The organism is Pseudoduganella sp. R-34, assembly GCF_049904655.1.
Taxonomy (GTDB): Bacteria; Pseudomonadota; Gammaproteobacteria; order Burkholderiales; family Burkholderiaceae_D; genus Rugamonas.
Genome location: NZ_CP184572.1, coordinates 6,568,714 through 6,583,902 on the forward strand (window position 1 = coordinate 6,568,714; position 15,189 = coordinate 6,583,902).

Annotated in this window: 9 protein-coding genes; all 9 read right to left on the bottom strand. The window is 64.2% G+C overall.

Features of this window, described 5'->3' with window-relative positions; all coding sequences use genetic code 11:
• Window positions 1–11: 11 nt before the first annotated feature.
• Window positions 12–830: a hypothetical protein gene (locus ACN9MW_RS30180; protein ID WP_426165890.1), complete on the bottom strand. Its 819-nt coding sequence runs from the start codon at window positions 828–830 to the stop codon at window positions 12–14.
• 48 nt (window positions 831–878) lie between these two features.
• Window positions 879–2,429, bottom strand: coding sequence for a diguanylate cyclase (locus ACN9MW_RS30185; protein ID WP_426165892.1), 1,551 nt, complete (start codon window positions 2,427–2,429; stop codon window positions 879–881).
• A gap of 7 nt (window positions 2,430–2,436) precedes the next feature.
• Window positions 2,437–4,386, bottom strand: coding sequence for a S9 family peptidase (locus tag ACN9MW_RS30190; RefSeq protein ID WP_426165894.1), 1,950 nt, complete (start codon window positions 4,384–4,386; stop codon window positions 2,437–2,439).
• Between the two features lie 3 nt (window positions 4,387–4,389).
• Window positions 4,390–5,865 carry an APC family permease gene (locus ACN9MW_RS30195; RefSeq protein WP_426165896.1) on the bottom strand — a complete coding sequence of 492 codons (1,476 nt, stop codon included), beginning with the start codon at window positions 5,863–5,865 and terminating at the stop codon, window positions 4,390–4,392.
• A gap of 117 nt (window positions 5,866–5,982) precedes the next feature.
• Entirely contained in the window at window positions 5,983–7,098 is a 1,116-nt protein-coding gene (locus ACN9MW_RS30200; protein ID WP_426165898.1) for an NADH:flavin oxidoreductase/NADH oxidase, read from the bottom strand.
• A gap of 215 nt (window positions 7,099–7,313) precedes the next feature.
• Complete coding sequence (locus tag ACN9MW_RS30205; protein WP_426165900.1) at window positions 7,314–7,826, bottom strand: DUF1993 domain-containing protein; 513 nt, start codon at window positions 7,824–7,826, stop codon at window positions 7,314–7,316.
• Between the two features lie 46 nt (window positions 7,827–7,872).
• Window positions 7,873–8,862 (bottom strand): succinylglutamate desuccinylase, encoded by a 990-nt coding sequence (locus ACN9MW_RS30210; RefSeq protein WP_426165902.1) that lies wholly within the window; start codon window positions 8,860–8,862, stop codon window positions 7,873–7,875.
• 147 nt (window positions 8,863–9,009) lie between these two features.
• Window positions 9,010–13,710, bottom strand: a complete 4,701-nt coding sequence (locus tag ACN9MW_RS30215; RefSeq protein ID WP_426165904.1) for an NAD-glutamate dehydrogenase domain-containing protein — start codon at window positions 13,708–13,710, stop codon at window positions 9,010–9,012.
• Between the two features lie 133 nt (window positions 13,711–13,843).
• Window positions 13,844–15,184: an N-succinylarginine dihydrolase gene (astB, locus tag ACN9MW_RS30220; protein WP_426165906.1), complete on the bottom strand. Its 1,341-nt coding sequence runs from the start codon at window positions 15,182–15,184 to the stop codon at window positions 13,844–13,846.
• Window positions 15,185–15,189: the final 5 nt, after the last annotated feature.

The following is a 15,189-nucleotide window of genomic DNA, read 5'->3' on the forward strand; positions in this document are numbered from 1 at the left end:
TCGGTTTCCAATCAAGCCTTGTTCGGTGCGACGTACAACTTCCCGCCTTTCACATCAAACACAACGCGATGACCGCGGAAAAAGGGCGCGCCCAGGATTCCGTCAAACGGTGCGCCATCGAGGTTGGTGTGATAGACCTTCATATCCAGCATCAGCGATCCGCTGATGTCGCGCAACTCGCAAGCCTGAGCCGTGTTGCAAGCCAGGCCGCGCTTGACAAGGTTGACCTGCGCGCCGGTATCCAGCACGAACTTGAGCTGCTTGCCGCCCGCGACCAAGGTTACCACCGGACCTTCTCCGCCGTATCGCAGATCAAGCGAGCGCCACTCCGGCGTCCCGAGCAGGGCCGCCTGTTCGGCATCGAGGATCGACATGGTCCGCCTCTTGTAATCGAACAGCAGCGGGAAGTTGGCGAATGCCTCAAGGCCGATCGAACCGCCTTCACGCGCCCGTGTCAGTTCAGCTTCGGGTCCTTCCGGAGCGCCTCCCCATGTCGTGTGGACCTGGCCGGCCACCGGCGCGAGCAGGGTCGAACCAACAATGACTTTTTCAGCCAGGAGGCGCGGCACCTCATAAACGTTACCGTGAATGTCCTTGAACTTCTTCTTTTCGTCGAGGACCTTGACCGTGCCCGCCTTCTCGATGACCGCGGCAGGCAGCGATATGCCAAGCTTGCCGCCGGAATCGAACATGGCACGGGTCGATGCAGCCCCGACCGCGACGTTGATGAATGGAAGTCCGTTAATCAGTTCGACCGGAACGACATCAGGCGCTGCGAAAGCATGCTGGCTGATTGCTGCGGCGAGAACAAAGCTTGAGACGATACGCACTGGTTCGTGTCCTATGCATTGATGAAAGGGCAAGGATACCACCTGGCTTCAAGCGTGGCAGACCCGGTTGCGGCCCGATTCCTTTGCGCGGTAAAGCAGCGCATCAGCCTTTTGCAGCATGGTCTCGGCGCTGCCGGCCGCGATGTCGGCGTAGACGCCCATGCTCATGGTCACCTTCAGGTCCGGATGTACTTCATGCCATGGGAAGCCCTCAATCAGCGCACGCAGCTTGTCGCATAAGGCAACAGCTTGCGGTCCTCCGGTTTCGGGGAAGGCCATGACGAACTCCTCGCCGCCGTAGCGCGCAACCAGGTCCGACAGGCGCATATGCTTGCGCAAGATGCTGCCGACGTGGCGCAGCACAGTGTCGCCGGTGGCATGCGAATAAGTGTCGTTGATCTTCTTGAAGTGGTCGATATCGCAGATGACCAGCGCCAGCGGGCGCTTGTGCCGCACCGCCTGGTTGAACAGGGTGTTGGCCTGCTCGTCGAAGTGACGGCGGTTATAGAGTTGCGTCAGGGCGTCGCGGATACTGAGTTCGCGCAGCTGCTCCGCCTGTTCGAGGATAGTGGCGTGCGAGGTATTGAGCTCTTCGTGGCTGTGCGCCAGTTGCGCGCTCATGGCGTTGAAGGCAGTTGCCAGTGCGGCTACTTCGTCCTTGCCCTGCACCGGCACCTCCTGCCGCAGCTCGCCTTTCTGCATGCGCTTGGCGGCCCTGGTAAGGCCGCTCAGGCTGCGCGACAGGCCGCGGCTCAGCAGCACGCCGAGCAGCGTTGCCAGGCCTGCCGCGGCGGCAATGCCCCACAACAGCGAGTTGTACAGGGCATCCAGGTATTTCTGTTCCTGCGGCGTCGGTGCCAGCGTGCCCTCCGAGGACATGTAGGCGACGGTCTGGTTCTTTACCACGATGGCACGCGCCGAAGAACGCAGGTTTTCGGGCAGTGCTTCGCCATAGTGGAGCTGCCCGCCGCCAAGCAGCACACGGTAGCCAGCATCGGTCAGGATGAAGCGGAACGGAGGCGGTCCGTCGCGGCGCGGCGGCGGACCGGGAATCTCGCCCGGCGGGTGCTGCTCTCGCGCTTCCGGCATAGGACCAAAGCCATCGCGCGGCGGGCGCCGGACAGCGGGCAAGGTGGGATCTGGCGGCGCACCGCGATAATCAGGCGGCGGGAAGCCTCCATCCGGTGCGGGGGTGCCGCTGCTGCGGCGCGCGGCAGGCAAGTTCGGATCCGGCGGTGGTCCGCCGCCTTCGCGCGGCACATAGATGCCGGCCTGCGGCGGCGGCGCATATCGCGCCTGGTTGTTGATGCGCGGCGGCATGCGCTCCAGCATTTCGCTGGGCAGCTCGGCGCCGCCACGCCGCTCGCCTTCCTGGCGCCGCACGAAGCGGTCGAAGGATTCCGTTGCGATGGCGGTCTGCCAGTCGCCATACTCGGCCAGGTAGGCCGTCATGTAGGTATGGAAATGCTCTGCCGCCTGCTGCCGGCGCAGCGAGTCGACCTTGTAGTTTACGCTGACGTAGGCCACCGCGCCCACCAGGGCCACAGAACCAAGCCCTGTCGCCAGCAGGGCCGTCATCATCTTGTACCGCAATCGCATCGCTCGCTTACTCGCCCAGGTAACGTCCAAACCATTCGATGGTGCGCTTGCGCAGGTCCTGCTGGTGCTCCGGCTCGCGGATGCTGTGGCCTTCGCCCTCGTAGATCACCAGCGAGGTCGGCACGCCCATCGCCTTCAGGCCGTGCCAGAACTCCATCGACTGCACGGGCGGGCATTCGACATCGCGTTCTCCGACGTACACCAGCGTTGGGGTGCGCGCCACCTTGATCGACTCGATCGGCGACAATTGGCGGTAGATCGCCGGGTCGTCGTAAGCGGAAGCTCCGAAGAATGGAATCATCCACTGGTCGATGCCGTTCTGGCCGTAGTAGGAGATCCAGTTCGCGATGCCGGCGCCGGCAACGGCGGCCTTGAAACGCTGCGAATGCGTCACTCCCCACATGGTCATGAAGCCGCCGTAGGAGTGGCCCATGAGCCCCAAGCGATTGGCATCGACCGGTGCCGCATCCGCCGCGGCGTCGATGCCGGCCAGGATGTCGCGCAGGTCGCCGCCGCCAAAGTCGCGGCGATTGGCGCGGGCGAAGTCCTGGCCCTGCCCGAAGCTGCCGCGCGGATTGGGCAGGAAGACGAAATAGCCCTTCTCCACCAGTTCGCGCAGCAGCGGGTTGCCCTGCTCGCCCGGCGATATGTAGCGCGGCGATGCCGCGGCAGCAGGACCGCCGTGCACCTGCACGATCATTGGATATTTCTTTCCCGGCACCAGGGTGCGGGGACCGATCAGCCAGCCCTGTACGTTAAAGCCTTCGCTCTTCCAACTGATATTCTGTACCGCGACTTGCGGTGCCAGGTGGGCATTGTCGTCGGTGATCGCGCGCATGGCGCCAACCGGGCCGGCCACGATGGCGGGTGCGTGCTCGAAGTCTTCCTGCAGTGCGGCGGCCTTGCTGCCGTCGTCGCTGAACGACATGCGTCCGTCGCCTGCGCCGGTCGACGCGGCGACGGAGCGCAGGATCGTGCTATGGCCCTGCGGATCCAGGGACAGCACGGTCGACTTCTCGCCCATCAGGGCATTGGCCAGCAAGTCCTTGCCGCGCCATGCGAGCGTATTGAAGGTGCCTTTGAAGCCAGGCGTCAGGTTGACCGGCTCGCCGCCCGCCAGCGGCACCGTGTAGACGTCGCCGCCCACAGAGCCGAAGTCGCTCATCAAGCCGCCAATGAAGGCCACGGTGCGGCCATCGGGCGAGACCCGCGGCATGTTCAGCTGCGTGGCAGGGCTGGCCACGATGCGCAGTGCGCCGCTGGCGGCATCAATTTGGGAAAGCTTGGCCATCCACCAGTTGTTGTCTCCATTGCCTTTGGCGCTGCTGGCAATGAAACCCTTGCCGTCCGGCGTCCAGTCGTATTCGTAGATGAAGGTATCGGCAGGCGACACCAGCTTGAGCGTGCCGCCAGCGGCCGGAATGGTGGCGATGCGCTGCGCATCTTCCTCTGCGCCGATCTCTCCTACCAGGCGCGCGCCGGCAGCCGTCGCGCCGGTTTCCTTTTTCGCGCCGATGGTGGCCAGCAGCGATAGCGTACGTCCGTCCGGAGACCAGCGCGCGGTACTGGCGACACCTTGCACGGTGGCCAGTGCTCGCGCCTTGCCGCCGGTTGCGATGTACAGCCACGCCGAAGAAGCGCGCTTGTCGCTGGCGACAAAGGCCAGCGCCTTGCCGTCCGGCGACCAGGACGGCTTGTCATAACTGCATGTGGAGCAAGGATCGAATTCGGCGGCGATGGCGCCGGTCGCGGCATTGCGAACGACCACGGTGGGGTGCGGGCGCTTGCCATTGCCGGTGTCGATGGATTCCAGCGACACGACGCGGTCGCCGGCTGGGGAAATCGCAACCGAGCGGTAGTCGCGGATGGCGGAGCCCGGAGACCCCGCCTGGGCAACCGCCCCAGAGATTATGGCCGTAGCCAGGAATGCTGTGTGGGCGATTGCTTTGACCTGCATTGTTTATACCTTGTTAAGCCTGGAGTTCCGGATTCCGTAGATGAAGTAGGTTAGCACCGCAACGACCATCCAGATAGTGAAAATCATCTTGGTGGCGTGCGACAGGTTGATCATCAGGTAGCCGCAGGCGACGATGCTCAGGCCCGGCACGAAATACGGGCCGAAAGGAACGCGGAAACCGCCCTTCTTGTATGTGCCAGCTGCGCGCTCCTGCGAACGCAGCACCGGCACCGCAATCGATACCACGATAAAGGCAGTCAGGGTGCCCATCGATACCATGTCCCACAGGAAGGTGGAATCGACGAGGCCGGCGACAATGCCAACCACCACGCTGACGATCAGCGTATTGGCAACAGGCGAATGGGACTTTGGATTCACGCTTTGGAATGCCTTTGGCACCAGGCCATCCTTGGCGATCGCATACAGGATACGGGTCTGGCCGTAGATCGTTACCAGGGTCACGGAGAAGACCGAGATCACGGCGCCGGCCGACAGGATCAGCGCAGGCCAGGCCTTGCCGGTCACGTTCTGCAGGATCACGGACAGGCCGGCGGCCTGGCCTTCGAACATATGGGCCGGCTGCGCGCCCATGGCGGCCATGGCGACCAGCATGTAGAACACGGTCACCAGCAGCAGCGCGGCAATGATGCCGATCGGGACGTTGCGCTTCGGGTTGCGCACTTCCTCGCCGGCGGTTGCGATGGTGTCCAGGCCGATAAAGGAGAAGAACACGGTTCCTGCTGCGGCGGCAATGCCGCTGGCGCCCGGCAGCCATTCGCCTGGCGTCGGCTTCAGGAATGGCGTGAAGTTATTGGTGTCGAAGCCGGTAAAGGCGACGGCACAGAAGAAGATCAGGATCGCCAGCTTGATCATCACCATGATGGCGTTGGCGGTAGCCGATTCCTTGGCGCCGCGCACCAGCAGGAAGCAGCACAGCGCCACCAGGATCACTGGCGGCAGGTTGAAGTGATCCATATGCCACACCGTTCCGTTCGGGGTGGAGACGATCATCGGCGAGCGCAGGTTTTCCGGGATCTGCCAATGGAAGGCGTTGACCAGGAAGTTGTTCAGGTAGTCGGACCAGCCAATCGCCGTTGCACTGGCGGCAAGCCCGTATTCGAGCAATAGGCAAAAGGCGACGATGAAGGCCATGAACTCGCCCAGCGTGCGGTAGGCGAAAGAGTAGGCGGAACCGGCTGCAGGCACACGGAAGGACAGCTCGGCGTAGCACAGGGCGGTCAGGCCGGCGGTCAGCGCGGCCAGCAGGAAAGACAGCACGACGGAGGGGCCAGCTTTCGGCACCGCTTCGACCATGGTGAAGAAAATACCGGTGCCGATCGTGGCGCCGACGCCAATCATCGTCAGCGAAAACAGCCCGATGGAGCGGCTAAGGCCCTCCCCGTGCAGGCTCGTGCCGGCATCCGACTCCACCGGGACCGGCTTGGTACGGGTCAGCTTCTGGACCAGCGATTGATTCACAGGCATATCCTTCAGGACAAAAAAACCCCACGATTATAAGACCTCGCAGTTGCTGTACCTAAAGGATTTTGATGCCGGAATGGCAACCGTGGCGGGCGCCCCACGGAGCCACGTGTTTTAACGCTGCCCGAGGCGCGTTTCGCCGAACAGGTTTGTCAATTCCCGGGGCTGGGAGCGCCAGTACTGCGGCGGTGCAGCAACCTGGGCGCCCAGGGCCGCCGCCGCATGCCATGGCCAGCGCGGGTTGTACAGCATGGCGCGCGCCAAGCCCACCATGTCGGCCTGGTTGTTGGCGATGATCGCTTCAGCGTGCAACGGCTCGGTGATCAGGCCCACGCCAATGGTTGGCATGCCCGTTTCAGCCTTGATGCGCTGCGCAAAATGAACCTGGTAGCCGGGACCGAGGGGGATCTGCTGCAACGGCGAAACGCCGCCGCTGGAGACGTGGATAAAGTCGGCGCCGCGCCGTTTCAACTGATGCGCCAGCGCTACGCACTGTTCGATGTCCCAACCGCCTTCGACCCAGTCCGAGGCCGAAACGCGCATGCCGATCGCCACTTCGCGCGGCAGGGCGCCGCGCACGGCGTCGAACACCTCCAGCGGGAAGCGCATGCGGTTTTCCAGCGAACCGCCGAACTGGTCGCTGCGCTGGTTGGCCAGCGGCGACAGGAACTGGTGCAGCAGGTAGCCGTGGGCGCCGTGCAGCTCGATCGCTTCGATGCCGAGGGCATGCACGCGCAGCGCGGAACTCACGAAATCGGCCTTGACCTTGGCCAGGCCCGCTTCATCGAGTGCCAGCGGCGCAGGATCAGCAGCCGCATGCGGCAGCGCGGAAGGCGCAACCGTCTGCCAGCCGCCGCCCTGCCCCGGCGCCAGGGCCTGCCCGCCTTCGAACGGCGGCGCACTGGAGGCCTTGCGGCCCGCATGCGCAAGCTGCACGGCCAGTTTGATCGGCGAATGGCGGCGAATCGCCTGCACGATGGGCGCAAGCGCGCGCTGGTGCTCGTCCGACCAGAGCCCCAGGTCGGCCGGCGAGATGCGGCCTTCCGGCGAGATGGCTGTCGCTTCCAGGATCAGCAAGCCGGCGCCGGACAGCGCCAGGTGGCCGTAGTGGATCATGTGCCAATCGGTCGCAAGGCCGTCGTTGGCGGAGTATTGGCACATGGGCGCGATGGCGATGCGATTCGCCAGGTCCAGCGGGCCCAGGGCATAAGGGGAAAACAGATGGCTCATAAAGTTACAAGTGCTTACTATTGATACAGGCTTGCGCCTAGCTCGGCGGGGCATGCATTGATAAGCTGCGAAGCATGCAAAACCGCTACTGAGAAGGAGCCTGCCATGTACCGAAAAATCCCGACCGTTTCGACCCGCTTCAATCCGATGAAGGCGATTTCAGTGAGCGTGCTCCTGCTGACCATGGCCGCAACCTACGCCCTGCACGTCAGCATTTAACCCTCGTAAGGCCCCAGGTAATCGATCTTGCCGATCTTGACGCCCTGGTTCCGCAAGATGTCGTGCAGCGTCACGACATGGAAGTAGAAATTCGGCAGCGCGAAAGTCAGCAGATAGCTCTCGCCAGTAAAGGTTGGCCTGAAGCTGCCGAAACTCAGTGCCACCTCGCGCGTTTCGCTGTTTGCGAAATGCTCCTCCCCCACGCTTTCAATGTAAGCGATCGTGTTCGCGATGCGCTGCTGCAGCTGCTCAAAGCTGGCTTCGTTGTCGGGGAATTTCGGTGCGGCGATGCCGCTCAGGCGTTCGATGGAGAGTTTGCTGGTATCGCTGGCGCGCTGGACCTGGGCGGCCAGCGGCAGCATGTCGTCGGCCAGCCGGGCCGACAATAGCGTTTCCGGCACTTTGCCGGTTTCCTCGGCGTGGGCTTGGGCCTTGCGCAGCAGGCCTGCCATCACGTTCAGGCCGCGCACGAAAACGGGCGCGGAAACTTTATACATGGACAGCGACATGCGCTACTCCTTTCCGTTGAGTGTCCGGAAAGTGTAGCGCAATCCATCAATTCACGCGCGTGACCATCATTCCGGCCCGCAGGCCGATGCGGACGTCGGGGTTGGGGAATACCACCAGCTCTTCGTCGTGCTGCACGGTGTAGACGGTATCGCCGTCGCGGGCAATTTCATCGCCCTTCTTCAGCGCGGTGAAATTCTGCGTCTCCTTGCCGAAGGCCATCTTGAAGTTGTCGCTCAGCTTGATGATGTTCTGGGCCACCTTGAAGACGTGCGGTTCGCTGGCGGCTTGCAGCGGCGCCTTGCCGCGCAGCAGGCGGTCCAGGGCCAGCTTGGCGTCTTCGAACTGCGTGAGGTCGTTCTGGCCCAAGGTGCCAATGCGGCCCAGCTCAATCGTGGTGCCGGCGGCGGCGTGGTGCTCGGCGCTGTAGTAGCTGTAGGTGCCTGCCGACGACGGGTTCATGATGATGGCGCCGATGGCAGCTTCGCCCAGCCAGCCGACCAGCTGCTGCTTGGCGTCGTCCGCAATCAGGTCGGGGACGATGGCGAAGGTTGGGTAGACGCTCGGGCGGATGGCCGTGTGCAGGTCGAGGTGCCAGCGTTGTTTGCCGGCACTTTCGAAGAATTCGGTGGTGGCGGCGATCATGACGTCGGCACGTGCGGCTTCGGCGGTACCGGCCAGGGTGCCGCGTTCGGTGCGGAACATGCGGTTCAGGTCCGCGTCGATGAAGCGCTTGGCCTGGCGGATGGCGCCGATGTTGCCGACGCAGAGCATCAGGTCGACTTGCAGCGCTTGGGGTTCTTGCGCGAGGGCGTCGAGCAGGTAGGCTACCAGTTCGATCGGGCCGGTTTCGTCGCCATGCACGCCGACCGAGACCAGGATCGCTGGACGGCCTTGCTGCTTGCTGCGGATGGTGAGGATGCCGTCGGCGGGTTGGGCGACCGCGAAGCCGGCCTGTTCGAAACTGCGTGCAACCGCGCTGAAGTCTGCTTCAGCGAGGGCGCGGACTGCGGGGGGTAAGGTTTGGTTATCTGCCATTCTTTTGTTGCTGTTTACTTTCTGCTCCGCTAAAACCGGTAAACCAGTGTCAGACCCGCAGGGTCTGACACTTATACGCGGCGGCCGCATACTTGCATTGAGGGACGGGGGCTGGACCCAGGGCCAGTCCCCGCCGGTTTACCGGTTTCAGGCCGCCATGCCGACCGCGTTGACCGCTTCCGACAACGCCCACACGTCCAGCATTGCCTGTTCCAGGTCCGCCGACGCCGCGTAGCCCGAAAGGCCCAAGGTGCAGGTCACCAGCTCGACCGCTTCGACCGCGTCATGCCCGTTGGTCGCACGAGCCAGCACCTGCGACAGCAATTTCTGCTGCGTACGGCGCAAGGCCTGCTGCGCGTAGCTGCGCAGGTGTTCCTGCGACTTCGACACAGCCGGCAGTTTCAGCCCGCGCTCCAGCGTATCGATACCGGCCTGCGAACGCAGCGCCATGCCAACCGCCAGGAAGCCCGGCAGGTCCATGCCCGCCGGACGCTTGACCGACAGCGCGGCGAACACGAACGCCGCCACGCCTTCCAGCGCATCGACCGCATTCCACGCCTGCACGAATTCAGCGCGCAGCCCGCTGTGGGTAGCCGCTTCCGACTGCACGTCGGCCGCCATCTTGCGCACGGTGGAAGGATCGGCGAACAGCTTGGTCAGCTCGGCGATACCGGCACCGCGCAGTTGATCCTTCGGCACGCCCAACACGCCTTCCATCACCGCCTTCAACATGGCACGGGTGCGCGCATCGACGCGCATCGCCACGTTGCGCGGCACATTCAATGCATCGGCATCCAGATCGTCGAAGACCGGCGCCAGGTCCAGCGCGGACCATGCCTGGCCCCACGCCAGGATCACGTCCTGCTCGCTGCAGTTGTTGGCAGCGGCCAGGTCGCGCATCATCAATGGGCCGCAACGGTTCACCACTTCATTCGCCAGCACGGTCGCCAGGATGGCATTGGACAGCGGATGGTTCAGCGGTGGACGGGTCGCCACCAGTTGCTCAGGGAAGTAGGGACGCAGCACCTTCTCCGCCCAGCTTTCGTCCGTCAGCGGCATAGCCGACAGCAGGCGCTTGTAGCGGTTCTTCACGTTGGCGATCACCACCGCCAGCTCCGGCGTGGTCAGGCCGCGGCCATCGGCCTTGCGACGCGCCAGTTCGGCCACGCTTGGCAGGTGCTCCAGTTCGCGCGACAGCGCGCCTTCTTCTTCCAGGTCGGCGATCAGGTCGGCATAGCCGTCCTGCACATGGGCTTCCGACTGGGCCTGGAATTCGCGCACCAGCAGACGGGTTTGCTGAGTGTTGTCGCGCAGGACCAGGCGTTCCACTTCCATGGTCATGTCGTTCAGAAGCTGGTTGCGGTCTGCCTCGGTGGTCTGGCCGGCGTTGACTTCCACGTCCAGCCACATCTTGCAGTTCACTTCGTGGTCGGAGCAATCCACGCCAGCCGAGTTGTCGATCGCATCGGTGAAGATGCGGCCGCCGGCCAAGGCGAATTCGATACGGCCGGCCTGGGTCGCGCCCAGGTTGCCGCCTTCCGCCACGACCTTGCAGCGCAGCGCATTGCCGCTGACGCGGATATTGTCGTTGGCGCGGTCTTTCACCTGCGCGTGGGTTTCACTCGAGGACTTGATGTAGGTGCCGATACCGCCGTTGTAGAACAGGTCCACTGGGGCCAGCAGGATGCGGTGCATCAGTTCTTCCGGCGTCAGCGAGGTTTCCTGGATGTCCAGCGCGGCGCGCACTTCAGCCGAGAGCTCGATGGTACGGGCGGTACGCGGGAACACGCCGCCACCTTTCGAGATCAGGTCCTTGTTGTAGTCCTCCCACGAGGAGCGCGGCAGCGCGAACATGCGCTGGCGTTCGGCGAAGGATTTCGCGGTATCCGGGTTCGGGTCGAGGAAGATGTGGCGGTGGTCGAAGGCCGCCAGCAGCTTGATCTGGTGCGACAGCAGCACGCCGTTGCCGAACACGTCGCCCGACATGTCGCCCACGCCCACCACGGTGAACGGGGTGGTGTTCATGTCGTGGCCCATCTCGTAGAAGTGGCGCTTGACCGCTTCGAACGCGCCCTTGGCGGTAATGCCCATCTTCTTGTGGTCATAGCCGTTGGAGCCGCCCGATGCGAAGGCGTCACCCAGCCAGAAGCCGCGCTTCACCGCGATGCTGTTGGCGATGTCGGAGAAGGTCGCGGTGCCCTTGTCGGCAGCCACCACCAGGTATGGGTCGTCGTTGTCGTAGCGGACGGTGTCCTCAGGCGGAACGATCTTGCCCAGCACGCGGTTGTCGGTCATTTCCAGCAGGCTGGCGATGAACAGGCGGTAGACTGCTTCGCCTTCCGCTGCCACCACGTCGCGCGGCGCGTCTTTCGGCATCTGCTTGCAGACGAAGCCGCCTTTGGCGCCGGCAGGAACGATCACGGCGTTCTTCACCATCTGCGCCTTCACCAGGCCCAGCACCTCGGTGCGGTAGTCTTCCATGCGGTCAGACCAGCGCAGGCCGCCGCGGGCGACCGGGCCGCCACGCAGGTGCACGCCTTCGAAGCGGCGCGAGAACACATAGATCTCGCGGAACGGACGCGGTTCCGGCACCAGGTGCAGGCTGCTGGTGTCGAACTTGAAGATGATCTTGTCGCCCTGTCCAGCATTCTGGAAATAGTTGGTGCGCAGGGTTGCCAGCATCAGGTCGATCATGGCCGCGAAAATCACTTCGGAGTCGGCGTGGTTGATCGAGGACAAGCGGCCCTTGATGGCCAGCAGCTTGTCCTTGGCTGCGGTGCGGGTCGCTTCCGGCAGGGCCGGATCGAAGCGCTCTTTCCATGCGTCGACCAGCTCCTTCACCAGCGCTGGATGGCGGCGCAGGATCTCCGCCATGTAGCGCACGGTGAACTGGGTGCCGGCCTGGCGCCAGTAGCTCATGTAAGCGCGCACCAGCTGCACTTCGCGCAGGCGCAGGCCGCCTTCGACAACCAGGCCATTCAGGCGGCCGTCTTCGGCTTCGTTGTTGAACAGGGCGTTGAACAGGTCTTCCGCCACCTGCACCACGCCAGGGCGGGACAGTTCGAGCGCGCTTTGCGCATCGACAGCCAGGCTGGTCACGTAGTGCTTCTTGCCGTCCGCGGTGCGGATGGTATGCGCCGATTCACGCTCGATCGCCACGCCGGCGTTGTGCAGCGCTGGCAGGATCGAGGACAGGGCCGGTACGCCGTCCACCGAGTACAGGCGGATGGTGGTGGCGGCGTTGCCTTCGGATGGCAGTTCGACGCGCACGGCGACGCGCTCGTCCACGCCATTGCGCAGGATCTTGTCCAGGTCGTGGAAGGCAACGGTCGGCGGCGTTGCGGCCACATAGTCGACCGGCAGGGTGGAGCACAGCTTGCGCAGGCTGTTGCGCAGCGGCTCCTCGCCGACCTTGTCGGCCAGCTCGGAGAACTGGTCATGCCAACCGTCCAGCACCGTCAGCAGCGGACGCTGGATATCGCTTTCCAGGTCCAGCGGATAGCGCGCTGCGTGGGCAATCAGGTAGAGGCGGGCCAGCGGACCGTCCGACACCAGGGTTTGCGAGCTGACATGGGTGGCGCCGGAGCTTTCCTGCAGGGCGCGCGCCAGCGCGTGCGCCACGGAGGCCGAATAGCGTTCGCGTGGCAGGTAGACCAGTACGTTCAGGTGGCGGGCGTAGACGTCGCGGCGGGCGAATACCTTGGCACGCGGCTGCTTGTACAGCGACACCACGGCGCCGCAGACTTCGGCCAGCCATTCCGGTTCCGCTTCCAGCGCTTCGGTGCGCGGCAGCGATTCCAGGATCTCGATGAATTTCTCGGCGCGGAAACCGGTTTCGCGCACGCCGGCGATCTTCAGCACTTGCGCGATGCGGCCGCGCGCGAATGGCAGGCGGGCCAGCGGGGTCAGGTTGGCGGCGCGGGTGAACAGGCCGACGAAGCAATGCTCGCCCAGGATGGCGCCCTTGCCGTCGGTGTGGCGCACGCCGATGAAGTCCAGCGACTGGTCGCGGTGCAGCGTGCCGCCCACGTCGGCCTTCACGATCGACAGGGTGTGGGCGCGCTTGGACAGGGTGTCGAAGTCGCCGGGGATATTGGCCAGGCAGGTGCCGTAGATCGGGTGCGCGGTGTCCTGCAGCACGCCGATGCGGCTAGGGATGTCGCGTTCCAGTTCGCGTGCGCCCGGCTTGACCTGGTAGTAGGCATAGCCGTGCACTTCGAAGCCTTCGTCGCGCGCCCACTGCAGGAAAGCTGCGACTTCCTGGCCTTCTTCGCCGTGGCCGGCCGAGTCGGTAGAGACGGCGGTGAGGCGGTCCTTCATTGCAGCCAGGTCGCGCTTCACGACGGCGGCGTCGCGCGCCACCATCTCGATGCGGTCGATCAGTTCTTTCAGTGCGCCGTCTTCCAGCTTTTCGGACAGCAGGCACAGGACCATCGATTCGAGCTTGTCGCCTTTCTGGCCGACGGCTTCCACGCTGCCGTCGGCGCTGCGGCGCACCGGCAGCACGGCGTTCAGCACGCCGTTGGAGCCGACGCGCAGCTTGCGCATGGCGATCACGATGGAGTCGACCAGGTATGGCATGTCGTCGTTGACGATCAGCAGCGCGGTGGCGTGGCCGCCGCGCGCTTCTTCGTATTGGAGCTTGGCGATCTGGCAGCCGGAAGCGGTGCGCTTGGCAAGCTGGGTGAAACCTTCCACAAGGACCGGGGCCAGGCTGCCGGGGGACAGGTCGGCCAGGTCTTCGTCGTCCAGGGAGCCGAGCCAGGCTTCGATCAGTTGGGCGATCGGGCCGCTGGCCTTGACCAGTTCGAGCGTTTGCTTGCGCAACTCTTGTGGCATTTGTTTCATCTGCTTCTCCAAATACGTTGTGGGTATCTTCTTTCTTAAAACCGGTAGCTCGCAAGCCGTTGGCGCTGTTTGCACGACGGCCTTTGCGCAGACAGTGCCTGACCCTGCGGGTCAGGCACTGGTTTACCGGTTTTTACAGATCGTACAGGCCGGGTAAGCCCAGGATCTGTTCCAGCTCTTTCAATGCGGTGTGCACTTCTACAGCCAATTGCGGATCTGCCAAATCTTTCGGTTCCAGATGGTCGCGGTAGTGCTTCTCTACCCACGCGACCAGGCTATGGTACAGCGTTTCGGTCATCACCACACCCTGGTGCATGGCCGCTGCCTCTGCCTCGGTCAACGCCACGCGCAGGCGCAGGCAAGCCGGCCCACCGCCGTTGCGCATCGACTGGCGCAGGTCGAAGTGGATCAGCTCATCGACCGGGCCGCCGGAAGCGACCAGCTTTTCCAGGAAGGCCGCCACGGCCGGAATTTCCTGGCACTCATGCGGCGTGACCAAGGCCATCTTGCCGTCAGGCTTGGACAGCAGCTGCGTGTTGAACAGATAGGAAGAAACCGCGTCGGCCACCGACACCTCGGCCGTCGGTACGCGGATCGCCACCAGCTCGGCGCCCACGTCCTGCATGGCGGCGCGGATCGAAGCCAGCGCGCCCTGCTCGTCTGCGAAAGCCTGCTCATGGTAGAACAGCACATTGCCATTACCCACGGCGATCACGTCGTTGTGGAACACACCCTGGTCGATCACGTCAGGATTCTGCTGCACGAACACGCAGCGCGCCGGATCGAGGCCGTGCAGGCGGGCCACGGCCTTCGATGCTTCCAGCGTATGGCGGGCCGGGAACTTCTTCGGCGCCGGCGCGCTCGGGTCGAACTCCACGCGGCCATATACGAACAGTTCGACGGCCGGATTGCCATGCTGGTCGCACAGGCGGGTATGGTTGGCCGCGCCTTCATCACCGAAGGCCGGAGTACCAGGCAGTGCGTCGTGCACGGCGAAGAAGCGTTCGTCCTTGAAGATGGCGCGCAGGGCGCGAGCCGACTGCACGTGCTCGAACGCGCGGTGCAGCTTGTTGTTCAGGTTTGCAGCGGTGAAGTGCACACGGCCATCGCGCGTGTCGGCCGACGGGCTGACGGTGGCGGCATTGGCAGTCCACATCGGCGAAGCCGAGTAGGCGCACGCCAGCACCACCGGCGAGTCGTTGTACGCCTGTGCGATCACTTCGGCATCGGTGCCGGCGTAGCCCAGGCTGCGCAGCAGGCGGAAATTCGGACGGTCCTGCGGCGGCAGCAGCGCCTGCGCGAAACCGCGCTTGGCCAGCTCGCGCATTTTGGCCAGGCCCTGCAGGGCGGCCTGCTTCGGATTGGACGCGCTCTTGACGTTGTTGAACGAGGCGACGTTACCGAACGACAGGCCGGCGTAGTTATGCGACGGGCCAACCAGGCCGTCGAAGTTGTATTCGCGTGCAGTAGGCATGGCCA